This window comes from Lactococcus petauri, from assembly GCF_023499275.1.
Taxonomy (GTDB): Bacteria; Bacillota; Bacilli; order Lactobacillales; family Streptococcaceae; genus Lactococcus; species Lactococcus petauri.
The window spans coordinates 175,477-192,576 of the sequence record NZ_CP094882.1 but is presented as its reverse complement, the minus strand read 5'-3'; the positions used below and the strand labels follow the sequence as shown (position 1 = coordinate 192,576).

Sequence of the window (17,100 nt, the reverse complement as noted above, 5' to 3'; positions counted from 1 at the left end):
GCTTTTTATAAAAACTGTGCCATATGTTCAAGGACTTTTTCTTTGCCTAAAAGAGCGATTGTTTCAGGTAATTCTGGGCCGTGCATGCTACCAGAAGCAGCGATACGGATTGGCATCCAAAGATTTTTTCCTTTAACTCCTGTTTCTTTTTGCGTTTCTTTGAAAAGCGGGAAGATGTTTTCAGCAGTAAAATCTTCTAAGTTTTCAAGTTTCGCGCGGAAAGCGCCTACCGCAACTGGTGAAGTTTCCAATTCCATCATTTGACGGGCTTCGTCTGTGATTTCTGGGAATTCACCAAAGAAGAGGTCTGTTAACTCCAGAATTTCTTCAGCATATTTCATTTGTGGTTTGTAGAGCTTAACCAGTTCTTCAGCACGCTCATCAAAGCGTCCAGCTTCTTCAAGGAAAGGTTTTGTCAATTCAAAGACAGGCTCAAACTCTGCATGCTTGATGTACTCGTTGTCCATCCATTCCAATTTCTTTTGGTCAAAGGCTGCCGGAGATTTACTCAAACGTTTTTCATCAAAAAGTTTCACCAGTTCTTCTGGGCTGAATTTTTCTTGTTCACCACCCGGGTTCCAACCTAAGAGAGCGATAAAGTTGAAAATAGCATCAGCCATGAAACCTTTTTTACGGTAATCTTCGATAAATTGAAGCGTGTTGGTATCACGTTTAGACAACTTTTTCCCTGTTTCAGAGTTAATAATCAATGTCATGTGCCCAAAGACAGGCGCTTCCCATCCTAAAGCTTCATAAACCATTAACTGTTTTGGTGTATTCGCAATGTGATCATCTCCACGAATAACGTGTGAAATTTGCATGTCATGGTCGTCCACTACTACAGCAAAGTTGTAAGTTGGGTAACCATCGCGTTTTTGAATAACCCAATCACCGCCAATGTTCCCACCTTCAAATTCGATATCGCCTTTAACCATATCTGTCCATTTGTAAATGGCTGTTTCATTTACAGAAATACGAACAACCGGTGTAATTCCTGCAGCTTTGCGTTCAGCGATGTAAGCTTCTTTCTCAGCCTCTGACATCCCAGCATATTCATTGACATAATGAGGTGCAACACCTGCTGCTTCTTGTGCTTCATGATCAGCTTCAAGCTCTTCTGGCGTTTTGTAAGAGTAATAAGCCTTTCCTTCACTCAAAAGTTGATTAATATATTTTTGGTAAAGTTCCAACCGTTCAGATTGGCGATAGTTTTCATGTGTTTCTGGACTTTCATCCCAGTCAATCCCCAACCAACGTAAGTTTTCAAGTTGAGAACGTTCCCCATCTTCCACATGACGTTCGCGGTCTGTATCTTCGATACGAATGATGAAATCTCCATCATAATGACGCGCAAAAAGATAGTTAAAAAGTGCAGTACGGGCATTACCGATATGTAAAAGCCCAGTTGGTGATGGCGCATAGCGCACACGAATGTTATTAGACATAGTTTTCTCCTGTTAGTTTCGATCCTTTTTATTTTATCATATTATGAGCAATGTTTCTAACAGTGAGTCATTATAAAATCATACTGTAATTAAAGAAACACAAGCTTCATTGACTCGACAAGGAGGACCATGTTAGAATAGAGATATGACTAAAATTACATATGACAAAGCAAAAATCACAGACATTGATGATGTGATGCACATTGAAGAGACTTCTTTCCCAGCGGATGAGGTACTCTCACGCGCTTCAATGTTAGAACGTATCCAAGTCATTCCTGAGCGCTTTTTCGTCGCTCGAAATGAAGAAGGTAAAGTGGTCGGCATTCTTGTGGGCCCAACTTCTGATAAATGTTATCTGACAGACGATATGTTTGAAAAAACAGAAGCAAGTCTTCCGACTGACCGCTTTCAAATTATCGTTAGCCTCGCTGTAGATAGTGAATACCAAGGACTTGGTATTGCTACTTCATTACTGGATTTGATGAAAGAAGCTGCAGCTGAGGAAAGCCGTCAAGGCATCAGCTTGACTTGTGTAGAAAGCCTTATTCCTTACTACGAACGTTATGGATTCGTTTCAAAAGGAATTTCTGACTCACAACTTGCAGGAGAAACATGGTACAACATGGTTCTTCCTCTATAAAAAAACGCTGCTCAGGCAGCGCTTTTTTATTTAATTACTTATAACTTCATCAATGTCTGTGTAAACCATGTTATAGAAATCAGCAACAGGTTTACATGTCAACTTACCATGGTCTGCATTTAGTCCCTCTTTCAGACCTGAGTTAGCTCTCAAGGCTTCTTTATAACCTTTGTTTGCTATAGCTAAACCATTTGCGAGAGTTGCGTTATTTAAAGCTGCTGTCGAAGTTACAGGGACAGCACCAGGCATATTACCAACACAATAGTGGATAACACCTTCTTCTTCAAAAACAGGGTTGTCATGATAAGTCACATGAGAACTTTCACAAGTTCCTCCTTGATCAATTGCCACATCGACAATAACTGCACCTTTTTTCATCAATGGTAAATGTTCACGGCGAATAAGCTGTGGTGTAGCTGCACCAGGGATAAGCGCAGCTCCAATCACTAAGTCTGCTTTAGAAATCAGATCTTTTACCGTATGATCAGTGCTGTAAACCGTGTTTACACGCCCTTGATAGAGCTTATCAAGCTCAGTTAAGGCATCTAAATTCACATCGACTGCAGTAACATTAGCATGAAGCCCAACAGCCATAGCGACAGCATTACGACCAACAACTCCTGCACCACCAAGTACCAAAACATTTGCTGGAAGAACGCCAGTCACTCCTCCAAGAAGAACACCACGTCCTCCAAAAGGACGTTCCAAGTATTTCGCACCTTCTTGGACTGATAAACGCCCTGCAATTTCAGACATGGGTTTAAGCGCTGGCAGTGCACCGTTACGGTCGCGGATGGTTTCATAGGCAATCGCGACAATTTTCTTATCTAAAACAGCTTCTGTCAATGCTTTATCTGCTGCTAAATGGAAATAGGTATAAAATATTTGTCCCTCACGCATCAATGAATATTCTGGCTCAAGCGGTTCTTTGACCTTTATAATCATATCCGCTGTTTCATAAATATCCTCGGCAGTTGGTAAGATATTACAGCCAACTGCTGTGTAAAGTTCATCGGAATATGATGAGCCTTCACCTGCCCCTTTTTGAATATAGACATCATGTCCAGCGGCAACATAAGCTGCAGCAAATTCTGGTGCAAGTCCTACACGATATTCGTGTTTTTTGATCTCTGTTGGAACACCTATTTTCATCAAATTATCCTCCATATAGATATATGCTTCGGGGCTTTTCCCCTTTTTTGTTTGAAACCATAATACGACAAAAGCGAAAATGTAACCGCCTTCATAATTAGAATAACATTTCTAAAGTTTTATTGCAACTATGAACTTATACGTATTTTTTGTATCTGTGTAACAAAAAAGAAGTCTAAAAAGACTTCAATTAAATTCTATTATGTGGCTACCTTCTTTAAAGTTTTCATGAACCAAGGATTTAACCGTAAGTTTGATAATGGCCATATTTGCCGCATTTTCATGCACCTTCAGTAGATTAGGTTCCTGTTTAACACATTCTTTTGCTGCCGCTTCTTCTAAGACTTCGGCATACACGTTATTTGAGGATAACCGCTCCCCCTTCTCTAAACTATCAAACCATGTAGTGAAAGAGACCTCAGGATTTTCCTTAATGCTTTGTACTTTACGGGCATGCTTATCAGCTACCATGTAAAATATATTTTCTTCATGGACTGATTGGATAAAACTCATAATCGTCGTTGCTGATCCCCCATCTTTTGTTAAACAACTCAAAGCAAGGTAACCCGGAAGAAGTCCCAATATACGTCGTACTTCACCTCCTTGACCTTGAGCACCAACACTCGTTGCTTTTTTATTGGTTTTCAACACGGTCAAAAGAACCAAGGGCAAGGTTAGTACTGCGTAGGAGATAAGTAAAGCTAGGATAAAAGTCAGATTTTTATTTTGCAAAAAATTTGTTGAAATAATACCAACAAGGACAAGTGCTGCTAGTACATAGATAAGAAAAAGTTGTAAAAAACGCTTAAAGTACATGTTTCTCCTTATTTTTGTTTAACTATTTTGGATGAACAAGCTCAGCAAAAATCATACGTCCTGCACTTGTTTGCAGAACTTTTGCAACCTCAACCAACACTTTTTTATCAATCATTTTGGCCGTATCTTCAATGACAATCATTGTACCATCTGGTAGATAGGCTACACCTTGCTGACGTTCAGAACCTTCACGAATGATTGTTACTTCAATCTGCTCCCCAACCACCAGTTGTGTCTTAACGGCGTTTGCAAGATCATTAATGTTTAGGACGATTACGCCTTGGATCTCCGCTACTTTGTTGAGATTAAAATCGTTTGTGACTAACTTCGCACCGATTTCGCTAGCATAGCGAAGCAGTTTAGTGTCAACCTCGCGTATGTCCTTATAGTCTTTATTAGAAATTTCAACATTGTCAAATTCTTTTAAGGAATTTACGAGATCCAAACCACGGCGACCCTTGGCACGTTTCAAGGGATCAGCACTATCTGAAATGAGCTGGAGCTCTAGTAATACAAAATTAGGTACAATTACTTTATCACTGATAAAACCTGTTTTTAATACATCCAAAATACGTCCGTCAATAACCGAACTTGTATCCAAAATCATAGCATGTTGAGCTGTAACGACTTCTTTGACCACGGGCTTATCCACTGCAGCGACTTCTTTACGTTTACGAAAAACGATTTTAAAGATTTCATCTCCTCGCTTATCAAAGACCGTATAGCCAAGATAAAGCAGACCAATAATCAGCACAAAGGAAATGATGTTGCTTAATACTGGTACCCCAAGTAAAGAGAGAGGAATCGTTAAAAGCACACCTACGGTCAGACCTAAAATAGCACCAATAAAATTAAATACCATTTTTGAAAGATTGACTCTCGTGATTTTTTGATCTAGTTTTTTCAATGCTCGCATCAGCAAATTGGACATAAAGAATGATAAAATAACAAAAATAATTGCTCCAATTAACCCATTTACAATTTCCTGATTAAAAGCATTTCCCTCTTGTCTAAAGAGGTGCCAAACCCAAGGGAGAGTAGTGATGCCTAAAGAAGCACCCACAATACCCATGAGAACATGAATTATCCAACGACGCATAAGACTTCCTTTCTGTACATAGCCTCAATTTTTTATAACTAAAAAGCTCTGTGTCAATTATATCACACATCATAACAAGATACTTGTTTGTCCCATTACGATTATGACATCTTGACTCACAAAGCTTTTTCTTAGCCAAACACTTTTTTCAAACATTCAGATAAAGTCGTCACGCCGATCACTTGCAAATTTTCTGGAATATCTACACCTGCTAAGCTATTCTTAGGCGCATATACTTTTTGGAAACCTAATTTACTTGCTTCATTGAGACGTTGCTCCATACGTGTGACACGTCGGATTTCTCCAGTTAGGCCAATTTCGCCAATAAAGCATTCACGTGCATCTGTTGGCTCTTCCTTATAGCTGGAAGCAATTGCCACAGCGACTGCCAAGTCGATGGCTGGTTCATCCAACTTGACCCCACCTGCAGATTTCAAGTAAGCATCTTGCTGTTGTAAAAGAAAACCGGCACGCTTTTCAAGTACTGCCATGATTAAACTCACACGGTTAAAGTCTAAACCGGAGGTTGTACGTTTGGCATTCCCAAACATGGTTGGTGTTGTCAAAGCTTGAATTTCAACCAATATCGGACGAGTACCTTCTAACGCACAGACGATAGCAGATCCGGTAGAACCCTCTAGACGTTCTTCCAGAAAGACTTCACTCGGGTTGGTTACTTCCACTAAACCACTGCCTTGCATCTCGAAAATTCCAATTTCATTTGTTGAACCAAAACGGTTTTTGACCGCGCGTAAAATTCGGAATGTATTTTGGCGTTCTCCTTCAAAATACAAGACGGTATCAACCATATGTTCCAACATACGTGGTCCTGCAAGTTGCCCTTCCTTGGTGACATGTCCGACAATAAAAGTCGCAATATCGTTAGTTTTGGCCAACTGCATTAATTCTCCTGTCACCTCGCGCACTTGACTAACTGAACCCTGGGTACTCTGAATTTCAGGCGTCATGATAGTTTGAATCGAATCTACAATAAGAAAATCTGGCTGTAGACGTTCCACTTCATTTCGGATACTTTGCATATTGGTTTCGGCATAAAGATAAAAATCTGTATCAATGTCTCCCAAACGCTCAGCACGCAGCTTAATTTGTTGAGCTGACTCCTCCCCACTCACATAAAGCACACGCCCTCTTGAAGCAAGTTGTGTAGATACTTGAAGCAGCAGAGTCGATTTACCAATCCCTGGATCGCCCCCAATAAGGACAAGACTTCCTGGAACGACACCGCCTCCAAGGACTCGGTTAAACTCATCTAGGTCGGTTTCCACGCGCGGTGTATCAAAAAGTTCAACCTGATCTAACTTCATGGGTTTAGAGTGCTCACCTGTCAAACTTACTCTCTGATTTTTTACCTCTTGGACTTCTACTTCTTCTACAAAGGAGCCCCAAGCGCCACAATTGGGACAACGTCCGAGTTTTTTTACTGATTTATAGCCACATTCTTGACAAAGAAAGGTTGATTTTTTTTTAGCTATTTTGAAGTCCTCATTTCTATTATTCTTATAGACTTTTATTCGTATTTTTGTTAAAATAATTATGGTTTAACTATAAGCCACTGTAGCTCAGTCGGTAGAGTTGGAAGCACTGCTTCCAATCGGTGGATAAGGGTTTGCAGAGCAAATCCTCATCTGTTGCTCTCTGACTGGGCGAAAGCACAAATATAGCCGCTGTAGCTCAGTCGGTAGAGCAACACCATGGTAAGGTGGAGGTCGATGGTTCGATTCCATTCAGTGGCATGAATAAATTTTAGCCTCTTAAGGCTTTTTATTTTACCCATTATTTGATTATAACATATCAAAAGACAGACTTCACTGACTGTTTTCTTTTCTCCTCAAAGAGTTCTTCAAGCTCTCAAATCCTCTTCCTTATGATAATTCAATACAATAAAAATGGTAGTTATAATAGCACTACCATTTTTATTGTATTTACTGTAAAGTACTTCTTAAAACGCTCTGTAAAGCCTATTTTTAGCTCTAAACAACACTATTGTCTGAGATATTCTTTTACATTTTTTACAAATTCTTCCTTGTCTTTTGAACGTTCCCAGACAGTTAAAATGTCATCATCCGTCATACTATGGGAATCAATACCTGCTTCATAAAGTGCAATACGTGCTTGACCTAAGTCCGTGGTGCTGCCTGATTCAGTTCTTACCGTATGGTCTGCTTCTGGAGCTTGGGGATCTGGAGACACTTTAGAAGCCTCTGTACTGGTATTATCCTTACTTGTTGATTCTTGGTTTTTTTCTGACTTAGACTGCTCTAAACTTGCATCATTTTTTGATGTTGCTGTATCGGATTTTACTGTACTTTCTTTGCTTTTACCTGCCACTGTACTGGAATCCTTTTGCGGTTGTTTATTGGTTTGCTGATTTCCACATCCAGATAAACCAAGTAAACTGACAAGGAGTAGAGCTACTACTGATATTTTTTTCATGGTTTCCTCCTACTTAATCGCAAATACAGGACGGCCTGCATTCCAATCCATAGCATCTTGACTAGGACGTCCCCATAGTTCACGCAAAGTTGTTTTTCCTGAAGGATAGAATAGTTTTCCATAAGGATCGTTAATATTTACTCGACCATTAGTGTTGTCATAGTCGGAAACGACAACGGCATGGCCAATACCCACATTAATATAAAATATGAGAGGATATCCTGCTCTGAGCAAAGTTTCTGCTCGGTTGATATTACTGATAACTTCTACACTACGTCCATAAGCTTTAGCAGTATTGATCAAATCCTTCCCTGAGAGTCCAAAGCTTTCGTGACTAATCGTATCCGCTTTTTTAGCAACAATTCCTGGGTCAACATTTTGTCCATAGCTTCCCCGTAGAATCATAGCCAAGCTTGTAGGCACACACCCTGAAACTCCTACATTGGAGCCATTCAATCTGTTATTCTTCCATCTTGCATCCAGCTGAGAATAATATATTGGTTGATTAGCATGAGGTTGTGGTGCTGCCGGAAGTTTCTGATTATTTACTACAACACTATAGAAGCGATAGAGAAATGCGGCCATCTCTCCACGTGTGATATCCGCATCTGGTTTAAAAGATGTCGCTGTATATCCTGTCGTTATCCCTTTTGAACTTAGCCATCCTATATCATTTTTAAACATATGATTTTGGACATCCCAAAACTTTGGATTATATTTTGCAGAAGCAGAAGCTTTTCCTGATGCTTTTGCCATCCTGTGCAGAAAGGCCGCCATTTGTCCACGAGTTACCTTACCATTAGGATTATAGTGAGGGGCTGTACCATTAGATACTGTGGTCGCTGTTAACCAAAGGATTTGGCTTTTGTACTGACTAATGTCTGTATAAACATTGAAAGGTGCTTTATATGTTGGTGCTCCTGCTAAGCGGTGTAGAAAAACAGCCATCTCTCCGCGTGTTACTTTTGCATTAGGGTTATAGGTGCTTGGCGTATAACCTGTAGTAATACCACGACCATAAATCCAGTTGATGTTATTTTTGAACATTGACTGTGAGATATCTCTAAAAGGAGATCCTGAATTTTTTACGGGTAATTGTTTAAGACTAACACCAACTCTGGGGAGATTTTTGCGTGAAAAATACTCTTGGGTAACCGACTCCTTGGCCACTTCCTTCTCACTATTATTTTTCTCTGGTTTTTCAGTTGTGCTTCCTGGAGCTGTCCCGGTTTCTTCAGTTTCCTTATCTGAAGGGGGATTACTTTGATGGTCACTTTCAGAAACACTTTCTTCCAAAGAACTATCAGCAGTAGAGCTATTTTCAGAACCTCCTTCTGAACTACTAGAAGCTTCGACCTCTTCTTGCACATTGCTCGTTATTGGTACACTGCTGTCCACATTTGTCGTTGTAAGCTCACTGGCACTTACCAAGATTCCTTGCGTTGACGATAAAACGAGAGCGCTAAGCGTGAATATTTTTTTATATTTTTTCACAAATGTTATTCCTTTTTCTCATAAATTCCTATTCATACGTCCTTAACAAAAAATCGTCTTAGTGATTTTTAAAATTATTCCACACTACAACAGACACTATATCCTCTCCCAAGTTCGTAGTCCTTGATTTGATTATATCATATCAAAGGAAAGAATTTTATATTCTTTTAATCCCCACACTTAAAAAAGCCTCTTTATTGAAAAGAGACCTATATTTTTATAAAAAAGCAAAAAAAAAAAACATATTGAGTGAACTACCGAAATAAATATCTCGGTAGACAGAGCTAGACTAAGCAGTGCTACTCGACGTTTTTACGTCAACTCAAACACAGCGCCATCATCATAACACTCAATAAGTAATCTTATATAATATTTAAATCCGAACTCTCTTAAACAAGCTCGATGATTGCCATAGGGGCAGCATCACCACGACGTGGTTCAACTTTCAAGATACGAGTGTAACCACCGTTACGGCCTTCGTAGCGTTTAGCAATATCGTCGAACAATTTTTGAAGTGCAGTTGGGAAAGTTTCAGTTTCTTCGTTGAAATCTTTAATAGCGATTTCGTTACGAACGTAAGCTGCTGCTTGACGACGAGCGTGCAAGTCACCACGTTTACCAAGAGTGATCATCTTTTCAACTGTTTTACGGATTTCTTTAGCACGAGCTTCAGTTGTAACGATAGTTTCGTTGATGATAAGATCAGTTGTCAAATCACGAAGCATAGCTTTACGTTGTGAAGATGTGCGTCCAAGTTTACGGTAACCCATTTTTTTCCTCCTGTATTATTTTCGTTTTTTGAGCTCCAAGCCCAAGTCAGTCAATTTAACCTTGACTTCTTCTACTGATTTGTGACCGAGGTTTTTGACTTTAATCATGTCAGCTTCACTCATTTCCACAATATCAGCTACGGTATTGATTCCAGCGCGTTTCAAACCATTGTAAGCACGAACTGAGAAGTCCATTTCTTCGATAATTTTATCGAGGACACGTTCTGTTTTAACTTCTTCTTTAGCCACGAGAGTTTCAGATTCTGAAGCTGTTTCTGACAAGTCAACAAACAAGTTCAAGTGATCTGTCAAAATCTTCGCAGAGAGAGACAAAGCATCATCAGCAACGATTGTGCCGTTTGTAGTGATTTCCAAAGTCAACTTATCGTAAGATGCATCACCACCTACACGAGCTGGTTCTACTTGATAGTTAACTTTGCTAACTGGTGTGTAAATTGAGTCCACAGCAATTGTACCGATAGGTGCGCCTTCGACTTTGTTTTCGTCAGCAGGAACGTATCCGTAACCTTTGTTTACTGTCATCACAGCACGCATAGAATGACCTTCTGCGATAGAGAAAAGATAATGGTCTTTATTGACAATTTCGATATCACTATCTGTCAAAATGTCACCTGCGGTTACTGTCATAGGTCCAGTAACGTCAAGCTCAATTTGTTTTTCATTTTCAACGTAAGATTTGATCGCAAGTCCTTTAATAGCAAGGATGATTTGGACCACATCTTCACGTACACCAGGGATTGTTGCGAATTCGTGTTGAACACCTTCAATTTGGATTGAAGTAACAGCAGACCCAGGCAATGAAGACAAGAGAACGCGACGTAAAGAATTACCCAAAGTTGTACCGTAACCACGTTCAAGTGGTTCTACTACAAACTTACCGTAAAATTCTGTTTCGTCAAATTTAATAATTTTTGGTTTTTCAAACTCAATCATGTATAGTCTCCTCTAAAAGAAAAGTAAAGTGATTTTGCAACTCACTAACGATTATACACGACGACGTTTTGGAGGACGTGCACCATTGTGAGGTACAGGAGTCACATCACTAATAGAAGTTACGTTAAGACCAGCAGCCGCGAGTGCACGGATTGCAGATTCACGACCTGAACCAGGACCTTTAACTGTAACAGATACTGTTTTCAACCCTTGTTCTTGAGCAGCTTTAGCAGCAGCTTCAGATGCCATTTGTGCAGCGAATGGTGTAGATTTTTTAGAACCTTTGAAACCAAGTGAACCTGCAGATGACCAAGCAAGAGCGTTACCATGAACGTCAGTAATCATAATGATAGTGTTGTTAAAAGTTGATTGAATGTGGGCGATACCAGTTTCAATATTCTTTTTCACACGACGTTTACGAGTAATTTTTGCCATTTTAACTCCTTTCTAGATTATTTTTTCTTACCAGCGATAGCTTTAGCAGGACCCTTACGAGTACGTGCGTTGTTTTTTGTGTTTTGTCCACGTGTAGGAAGTCCACGACGGTGACGCATACCACGGTAGCTACCAATTTCCATTAAGCGTTTGATGTTGAGGTTTACTTCACGACGAAGATCTCCTTCGAGTTTCAAGCCGTCAAGTTCACGACGAATTGCGTCTTCTTGATCAGATGTAAGATCTTTAGTACGTACATCTTCTGAAACACCTGCAGCAGCAAGCACTTTTTTAGCAGTTTGAAGTCCAACACCGTAAACGTATGTCAATGAAATAACGATACGTTTTTCGTTTGGAATATCAACTCCAGCAAAACGAGCCATAATTTAATAGTTCCTTTCTATCCCTGACGTTGTTTATGTTTTGGATTTACAGGGCAAATTACCATAACACGACCGTTACGACGAATTACTTTACAGTATTCGCAGATTGGTTTAACTGATGGTCTTACTTTCATTGTGTCTTCCTTTCTATGGTTACTGTGCTTTCGCACTCAATGAATGTCCAGGTTATTTAAAACGGTAGGTAATGCGTCCACGTGTCAAATCATATGGTGACATTTCCACTTGCACGCGGTCGCCAGGCAGGATACGGATATAATTCTTACGAATTTTTCCAGAAATCGTCGCCAAAACTTTGTGACCATTTTCAAGTTCAACAGTGAACATCGCATTCGGCATAGTATCTACTACTTTACCTTCAATTTCGATAACATCATCTTTTGCCAAGCAAAAGTACCTCCTTAAAAATCCCCGAAAGATACAAGTGTATCTAAAAAGTCGGACTGATATATTATAGCACACTGACTGACAAATGACAAGCCCTCTATTTATTTTTTTCCTTTATTTTTCTTTCTGCTTTAATATTAACCGGTTGACATTTAATGAGAGCCATGTTATTATTAACCAGTAAATGAAAGGAGAGGAATCATGCATACAAATTTAGAAAAACAAATTGATCAATTCTTATCTCAAGTCATGCAATTTGCTGAAAACAAGCACGAAATTCTTCTTGGAAAGTGTCAAAGTGATATCAAATTAACTTCTACTCAAGAACATCTCTTGATGCTCCTGAATGGAGAACCAACAACCAATGCTCGGATGGCAGAAACTCTTTCGGTCTCTCCGGCTGCCATCACTAAAGCTTTAAAAAAGTTACAAGATTTAGAACTTATATCGCCCACGAAAAGTAAGACCGATGAACGTGTTGTTTTATGGAATCTAACAGAAAAAGCATTGCCCATTGCACGTGAACACGCTGCACATCATGAGGCAACGCTAGACAGTTATCAGCAACTTACACAGAAATATACAGAAGATGAACAAAAAGTAATCCAAGACTTTCTTCATCAACTCGCTGAAAAATTTAAGTAGTTTAGAAAGTAAATAAAAATTATGCCTTATATTGATGTTCAAAATGTAAGCTTTTATTATGACAATAATCCTGTTTTAGAAGATGTGAGTTACTCGGTTAACCCAGGGGAATTTGTAACATTGACTGGAGAAAACGGTGCGGCAAAGTCAACGCTAATCAAAATAACGCTCGGAATTTTGAAACCTAAGTCTGGTAAAGTTATCATTGCACACCATGACACACAAAATCGCCGTTTACGTATCGCTTACGTCCCACAACAAATTTCCAGTTTCAATGCGGGTTTCCCCTCAACTGTTCATGAATTTGTTCGTTCTGGTCGTTATCCCCGTAAAGGTTGGTTCCGCAAGCTTAATGCACATGACGAAGAGCACGTAGAAGCTGCTCTTAATGCTGTAGGCATGTGGGACTTTCGTCATAAAAAAATTGGAGAGCTTTCCGGTGGACAAAAGCAACGTATCATCATTGCTCGTACATTTGCTTCTGACCCTGATGTCTTTGTTCTGGATGAACCAACTGTCGGGATGGACGATGTAACCACAGAAGCCTTTTATGAGCTCATGGCCCATGCTGCACATGAGCATGGTAAAAGTGTTCTCATGGTTACACACGATCCTGACTCTGTTAAAAAATATATGGACCGAAACATCCACCTTGCCCGAGACAAAAACGGAAAATTTGAATGCTTTGAAGTCCATGGCAACCCTAATGCAAAAATGAAACAGGAGGTAAAAGCTAATGTTTGAAATCCTCTCTTATGACTTTATGCGCAACGCTTTACTAGCGACAACTGCCATTTCACTTTTTGCACCACTTCTTGGGGTTTTCCTTGTTCTGCGTCGTCAGTCTCTACTCTCTGACACCCTCTCCCATGTTTCTCTAGCAGGCGTTGCTTTCGGAGTCCTCTTTAGTTTAAATCCGACATGGACAACTTTAATTGTCGTTATTATTGCCGCTATCTTTATGGAATTTCTCCGTACCGTCTATAAAAATTATCTTGAGCTCGCAACCGCGATTTTAATGTCCGCTGGACTTGCTTTAGCCATGTTTATTATTAATGTGGCAGGAAGTAAAACCAGCATCAGCATTGACCAATATCTGTTTGGTTCAATTGTAACTATCGCTACTCCGCAAGTCGTGATGCTTTACATCATCGCTCTGATTGTTCTAGCTGGCTTTATATTCTTTCTCCGTCCACTTTATGTGATGACTTTTGATGAGGATACAGCCTTAGTAGATGGTCTTCCCGTTCGTGCTATGTCAATGATTTTTAATATTGTAACTGGTTTGGCGATTGCTTTGATGATTCCTGCCTGTGGCGCCCTACTGGTTTCTGCAATCATGGTTTTACCCGCTAGTGTATCTATGCTTATTGGAAAATCTTTCAAGACCGTACTAATCTGGTCAGTTATCATTGGTTTTATTGGTATGAACAGTGGATTGATCATCTCCTATTACTTCAATGCGCCTGCAAGTTCTGCAATTACCTTAATCTTCGTTGCACTTTTCTTAATTGTTTCTTTATTAAAACGTCTTTTCCGAAGATAGACAAACAAAAAACACTGAAATAATGTTCAGTGTTTTTTTTGTTCTATTTTAGCCAAGAACAGCTTGAATATCTTCGGTTACTTTCTCCATAGCTTGTCCGCCATCGATTGATTTAACTAAACCAAGTTCTGTATAGTGTTTCAAGATTGGTGCTGATTCCTTGATGTTTACTTCTAGGCGATTTTTAACTGTTTCTGGAACATCATCGGCACGTTGATAAAGGTCATGTCCTCCACATACATCACATGTGCCTTCAACTTTTGTAGGTTTGAAGAGTTTGTGATATGTTGCGCCACATGTACGGCAGATATAACGTCCACTTAAGCGTTCGACCAAGATATCTGGGTTTACTTCGATGTTGATGACTGCATCAAGTTTAATGCCAAGTTCTACCAACATTTTGTCCAAAGCTTCTGCTTGGTCAAATGTACGTGGATAACCATCAAGCAAGAATCCTGAAGCTTTGATGTCATCTTGTGCCAAACGTTCTTTGACGATACCGTTTGTTACTTCATCTGGAACCAATGCTCCTTTGTCGATATAAGATTTAGCAAGTTTGCCCATCTCAGTTTCATTTTTCATCGCTGCACGGAACATATCTCCTGTAGAGATGTGATTCACACCGTAATTTTTAACGATAAATTCTGCCTGTGTACCTTTACCTGCGCCTGGCAAGCCCATGATTAACAAGTTCATTGTTTTCTCCCGTTTTCTTCTTACAAGTTTTACTATAGATGCTGCAACTCTTGCTTATGAGGTTACAGACAACATAATATAAATTATACCTTAATATTTTACCGCATTTCTTACGATAAATAAAGAAAAACCTTGCCGAAGCAAGATTTTTTTAGCTTTCAATTGGATTATCCATAAATCCTTTGTAGTTTTTCTTGTAGAGATAACCTTCAAGTTGTTTAACAGCTTGAATAGCAACCTGAATCAAGATCAAGAGCGATGTTCCTCCCAAGGCAACGATTTTTGGCAATCCCCAAATATTTTGGGCAACGATTGGAAGAATCGAAATAAAGCCAAGGAAAAGTGCCCCGACTGTTGCCAGACGCATAAGTAAGCCTGAAACATATTTTTCAGTCCCTTTACCTGGACGAACAGATGGGATATATGAACCTTGTTTTTGCAGATTTTCTGCCATCTTTTCTGGATTAACTTGTACAAATGAGTAGAAGAAGGTAAAGAGAACAATCAATAAGCCATAAAGTAACATCCCAGTCCATGTATTATAAGAAAGGGCTGATTGTAAGCTATTCAGCCAGCCAACATTGTTACCTTGAGCGCGTTGTAAGAACTGTAAAATCGTTGCTGGAGCAGTTGTGATAGAACCTGCAAAGATTACTGGAATAACGCCTGCTGGGTTAACACGAAGTGGCAAGTATGAACTTGTAGGCGCCCCTTGTGTCAACTTAGTGTATTGAATCGGAACTTTACGTTCTGCTTGTTGTACAAATGTTGTGAAGTAAATAATCAATGCTGAAGCAACAACCAGAATAGCGACCATTACCCACGACATTGGAATTTGACTCGGACGAACATTTACAAACCACTCTGTATAAACTTCGTGAATGGCGCTTGGAATACCTGAAACGATACCCGCAAAGATAATAACAGAAATACCAGAACCAAACCCTTTTTCATTGATTTGTTCACCCATCCATGTAACAACCATTGATCCTGTTGTCAAAATGACACCAATCATTAGGTAAGTTTGCCAGTTAGGATTTTGTACGATATTTGCCGAGCTCATAGCTTGGAAACCTGCAGTGATACCGATAGATTGAGCCATAGCCAAAACTAAAGTAATATAGCGTGTCGCTTGATTAAGCTTACGACGTCCGATTTCCCCTTGTTTTGACCACTCTACAAACTTCGGCAAAATATCCATTTGTAAAAGTTGAACGATAATTGATGCTGTGATATAAGGTGATACCCCCATAGCAAACAATGAATAGTTTTGCATGGCATTACCAGACACCAAGTTCATCATGTTCAAGAACGGTAAATCACTCAGGGCATTCAAGTTTTCAACATTGATCCCCGGTACTGTGATATGCGCACCTAATCGAAAGACAAACAGAATAAAGATGGTGAAGATAATCCGTGCTCTTACATCTTTTATTTTGAAAGCTTCCTTTAGAGTTTTGAAAAACATAATTTCCCTCTAAACTTTCTTAAATATTAACCCTATAAAATAAGCGGTTGAAAATCAACCGCCAATTGAATTATTTTGCTTCAAGAAGTTCTACAGAACCACCAGCAGCTTCAATAGCAGCTTTCGCAGCAGAAGATGCTTTAGCAACGTTAACCTTAAGGTTTTTAACTGTCAATTCGCCGTTAGCAAGAACTTTGATACCAGATTTAACATCTTTGATGATTTTAGCAGCTACAAGAGTTTCAGCTGTAACTTCAGCACCATCACCAAGACGGTTCAAAGTGTCAAGGTTTACGATTGCGTATTCTTTACGGTTTACGTTAGTAAATCCGCGTTTTGGAAGACGACGGAACAATTCTGTTTGTCCACCTTCAAAACCAGGACGTACGCCACCACCTGAACGTGATTTTTGACCTTTTTGTCCACGACCAGATGTTTTACCGTTACCAGATGAAGTACCACGACCTACACGGTTGCGAACTTTACGGCTGCCTTCAGCAGCTTTCATTTCATGAAGTTTCATGTTTTCTCCTTATTTTGTACAATGCTGCCGCCTCGCTCCACTCTAAGGAAGGATGGAGTTCAACTCGCCTGTACTTTTCTAATTTTTGGCTTTTAAACCTTTTCCATTTTACTAAATTTACTCTGAAAAAGCAAATCATTCCATAGTCTTTTCTTTTTTTAAAACAGAAAAAAGA

At 39.5% G+C, this 17,100-nt stretch carries 20 protein-coding genes and 1 tRNA gene; 5 read left to right on the top strand and 16 right to left on the bottom strand.

Features of this window, described 5'->3' with window-relative positions:
- Nucleotides 1-5: 5 nt before the first annotated feature.
- Nucleotides 6-1,445: a glutamate--tRNA ligase gene (gltX, locus tag lgb_RS01025; protein ID WP_249663227.1), complete on the bottom strand. Its 1,440-nt coding sequence runs from the start codon at nt 1,443-1,445 to the stop codon at nt 6-8.
- 145 nt (nt 1,446-1,590) lie between these two features.
- Here gltX and lgb_RS01020 point away from each other — a divergent pair, with 145 nt between their 5' ends.
- Nucleotides 1,591-2,085, top strand: coding sequence for a GNAT family N-acetyltransferase (locus lgb_RS01020; RefSeq protein WP_019291419.1), 495 nt, complete (start codon nt 1,591-1,593; stop codon nt 2,083-2,085).
- Between the two features lie 30 nt (nt 2,086-2,115).
- Here the strand turns inward: lgb_RS01020 and ald are convergent, their stop codons facing one another.
- The 4 genes from ald to radA all read right to left on the bottom strand — a co-directional run bounded on the left by ald (nt 2,116) and on the right by radA (nt 6,645).
- Nucleotides 2,116-3,237 carry an alanine dehydrogenase gene (gene ald, locus lgb_RS01015; RefSeq protein WP_019291420.1) on the bottom strand — a complete coding sequence of 374 codons (1,122 nt, stop codon included), beginning with the start codon at nt 3,235-3,237 and terminating at the stop codon, nt 2,116-2,118.
- 186 nt (nt 3,238-3,423) lie between these two features.
- Nucleotides 3,424-4,053, bottom strand: coding sequence for a pyridoxamine 5'-phosphate oxidase family protein (locus lgb_RS01010; protein ID WP_019292996.1), 630 nt, complete (start codon nt 4,051-4,053; stop codon nt 3,424-3,426).
- A gap of 22 nt (nt 4,054-4,075) precedes the next feature.
- Nucleotides 4,076-5,152 (bottom strand): PIN/TRAM domain-containing protein, encoded by a 1,077-nt coding sequence (locus lgb_RS01005; RefSeq protein WP_019291422.1) that lies wholly within the window; start codon nt 5,150-5,152, stop codon nt 4,076-4,078.
- Between the two features lie 131 nt (nt 5,153-5,283).
- On the bottom strand, nt 5,284-6,645 hold the full coding sequence (radA, locus tag lgb_RS01000) for a DNA repair protein RadA (RefSeq protein WP_029345652.1): 1,362 nt from the start codon (nt 6,643-6,645) through the stop codon (nt 5,284-5,286).
- 188 nt (nt 6,646-6,833) lie between these two features.
- Here radA and lgb_RS00995 point away from each other — a divergent pair.
- Nucleotides 6,834-6,906 (top strand) — tRNA-Thr (locus lgb_RS00995).
- 247 nt (nt 6,907-7,153) lie between these two features.
- Here lgb_RS00995 and lgb_RS00990 read toward each other — a convergent pair.
- The 8 genes from lgb_RS00990 to infA all read right to left on the bottom strand — a co-directional run bounded on the left by lgb_RS00990 (nt 7,154) and on the right by infA (nt 12,047).
- Nucleotides 7,154-7,606: a hypothetical protein gene (locus lgb_RS00990; RefSeq protein WP_019292998.1), complete on the bottom strand. Its 453-nt coding sequence runs from the start codon at nt 7,604-7,606 to the stop codon at nt 7,154-7,156.
- Between the two features lie 9 nt (nt 7,607-7,615).
- Nucleotides 7,616-9,100: an S-layer homology domain-containing protein gene (locus lgb_RS00985; RefSeq protein WP_019292999.1), complete on the bottom strand. Its 1,485-nt coding sequence runs from the start codon at nt 9,098-9,100 to the stop codon at nt 7,616-7,618.
- Between the two features lie 389 nt (nt 9,101-9,489).
- Nucleotides 9,490-9,870: a 50S ribosomal protein L17 gene (gene rplQ, locus lgb_RS00980; protein WP_003133776.1), complete on the bottom strand. Its 381-nt coding sequence runs from the start codon at nt 9,868-9,870 to the stop codon at nt 9,490-9,492.
- Between the two features lie 15 nt (nt 9,871-9,885).
- Complete coding sequence (locus lgb_RS00975; RefSeq protein WP_003133775.1) at nt 9,886-10,824, bottom strand: DNA-directed RNA polymerase subunit alpha; 939 nt, start codon at nt 10,822-10,824, stop codon at nt 9,886-9,888.
- 51 nt (nt 10,825-10,875) lie between these two features.
- Nucleotides 10,876-11,259: a 30S ribosomal protein S11 gene (rpsK, locus tag lgb_RS00970; RefSeq protein WP_003133774.1), complete on the bottom strand. Its 384-nt coding sequence runs from the start codon at nt 11,257-11,259 to the stop codon at nt 10,876-10,878.
- A gap of 17 nt (nt 11,260-11,276) precedes the next feature.
- The gene (gene rpsM / locus lgb_RS00965) at nt 11,277-11,642 is read right to left on the bottom strand and encodes a 30S ribosomal protein S13 (RefSeq protein WP_003133773.1); all 366 of its coding nucleotides are present in this window, start codon (nt 11,640-11,642) and stop codon (nt 11,277-11,279) included.
- Nucleotides 11,643-11,659: 17 nt separating this feature from the next.
- Nucleotides 11,660-11,776, bottom strand: coding sequence for a 50S ribosomal protein L36 (rpmJ, locus tag lgb_RS00960; protein WP_014024193.1), 117 nt, complete (start codon nt 11,774-11,776; stop codon nt 11,660-11,662).
- Between the two features lie 52 nt (nt 11,777-11,828).
- The gene (infA, locus tag lgb_RS00955) at nt 11,829-12,047 is read right to left on the bottom strand and encodes a translation initiation factor IF-1 (RefSeq protein WP_003133772.1); all 219 of its coding nucleotides are present in this window, start codon (nt 12,045-12,047) and stop codon (nt 11,829-11,831) included.
- Between the two features lie 201 nt (nt 12,048-12,248).
- Here infA and lgb_RS00950 point away from each other — a divergent pair, with 201 nt between their 5' ends.
- From lgb_RS00950 to lgb_RS00940, 3 genes are read left to right on the top strand one after another with little or no spacing between them, the layout of a single operon-like run.
- Nucleotides 12,249-12,692, top strand: coding sequence for a zinc-dependent MarR family transcriptional regulator (locus lgb_RS00950; protein WP_019291427.1), 444 nt, complete (start codon nt 12,249-12,251; stop codon nt 12,690-12,692).
- Between the two features lie 21 nt (nt 12,693-12,713).
- Entirely contained in the window at nt 12,714-13,436 is a 723-nt protein-coding gene (locus lgb_RS00945) for a metal ABC transporter ATP-binding protein (RefSeq protein ID WP_019293000.1), read from the top strand.
- On the top strand, nt 13,429-14,238 hold the full coding sequence (locus lgb_RS00940; RefSeq protein WP_019291429.1) for a metal ABC transporter permease: 810 nt from the start codon (nt 13,429-13,431) through the stop codon (nt 14,236-14,238). Before lgb_RS00945 ends, lgb_RS00940 begins: the two co-directional genes overlap by 8 nt.
- Before the next feature lie 48 nt (nt 14,239-14,286).
- On the opposite strand, the gene lgb_RS00935 is transcribed toward lgb_RS00940, so the two are convergent.
- The 3 genes from lgb_RS00935 to rplO all read right to left on the bottom strand — a co-directional run bounded on the left by lgb_RS00935 (nt 14,287) and on the right by rplO (nt 16,925).
- The gene (locus lgb_RS00935; RefSeq protein ID WP_003133767.1) at nt 14,287-14,934 is read right to left on the bottom strand and encodes an adenylate kinase; all 648 of its coding nucleotides are present in this window, start codon (nt 14,932-14,934) and stop codon (nt 14,287-14,289) included.
- Nucleotides 14,935-15,085: 151 nt separating this feature from the next.
- Complete coding sequence (gene secY / locus lgb_RS00930; protein ID WP_019291430.1) at nt 15,086-16,402, bottom strand: preprotein translocase subunit SecY; 1,317 nt, start codon at nt 16,400-16,402, stop codon at nt 15,086-15,088.
- A 70-nt stretch (nt 16,403-16,472) separates the two neighbouring features.
- Entirely contained in the window at nt 16,473-16,925 is a 453-nt protein-coding gene (gene rplO / locus lgb_RS00925) for a 50S ribosomal protein L15 (protein WP_003133763.1), read from the bottom strand.
- Nucleotides 16,926-17,100 lie beyond the last annotated feature (175 nt).

Bases quoted from the DNA above. Each gene is read 5' to 3' on its own strand.
- rpsK (WP_003133774.1), bottom strand. From the start codon at position 11,259: ATGGCAAAAATTACTCGTAAACGTCGTGTGAAAAAGAATATTGAAACT.
- lgb_RS00975 (WP_003133775.1), bottom strand. From the start codon at position 10,824: ATGATTGAGTTTGAAAAACCAAAAATTATTAAATTTGACGAAACAGAA.
- rplO (WP_003133763.1), bottom strand. From the start codon at position 16,925: ATGAAACTTCATGAAATGAAAGCTGCTGAAGGCAGCCGTAAAGTTCGC.
- lgb_RS01010 (WP_019292996.1), bottom strand. From the start codon at position 4,053: ATGTACTTTAAGCGTTTTTTACAACTTTTTCTTATCTATGTACTAGCA.
- lgb_RS00940 (WP_019291429.1), top strand. From the start codon at position 13,429: ATGTTTGAAATCCTCTCTTATGACTTTATGCGCAACGCTTTACTAGCG.
- gltX (WP_249663227.1), bottom strand. From the start codon at position 1,445: ATGTCTAATAACATTCGTGTGCGCTATGCGCCATCACCAACTGGGCTT.
- rpmJ (WP_014024193.1), bottom strand. From the start codon at position 11,776: ATGAAAGTAAGACCATCAGTTAAACCAATCTGCGAATACTGTAAAGTA.
- rpsM (WP_003133773.1), bottom strand. From the start codon at position 11,642: ATGGCTCGTTTTGCTGGAGTTGATATTCCAAACGAAAAACGTATCGTT.
- secY (WP_019291430.1), bottom strand. From the start codon at position 16,402: ATGTTTTTCAAAACTCTAAAGGAAGCTTTCAAAATAAAAGATGTAAGA.
- lgb_RS00935 (WP_003133767.1), bottom strand. From the start codon at position 14,934: ATGAACTTGTTAATCATGGGCTTGCCAGGCGCAGGTAAAGGTACACAG.
- ald (WP_019291420.1), bottom strand. From the start codon at position 3,237: ATGAAAATAGGTGTTCCAACAGAGATCAAAAAACACGAATATCGTGTA.
- lgb_RS01020 (WP_019291419.1), top strand. From the start codon at position 1,591: ATGACTAAAATTACATATGACAAAGCAAAAATCACAGACATTGATGAT.
- lgb_RS00945 (WP_019293000.1), top strand. From the start codon at position 12,714: ATGCCTTATATTGATGTTCAAAATGTAAGCTTTTATTATGACAATAAT.
- lgb_RS00950 (WP_019291427.1), top strand. From the start codon at position 12,249: ATGCATACAAATTTAGAAAAACAAATTGATCAATTCTTATCTCAAGTC.
- lgb_RS00990 (WP_019292998.1), bottom strand. From the start codon at position 7,606: ATGAAAAAAATATCAGTAGTAGCTCTACTCCTTGTCAGTTTACTTGGT.
- rplQ (WP_003133776.1), bottom strand. From the start codon at position 9,870: ATGGGTTACCGTAAACTTGGACGCACATCTTCACAACGTAAAGCTATG.
- lgb_RS01005 (WP_019291422.1), bottom strand. From the start codon at position 5,152: ATGCGTCGTTGGATAATTCATGTTCTCATGGGTATTGTGGGTGCTTCT.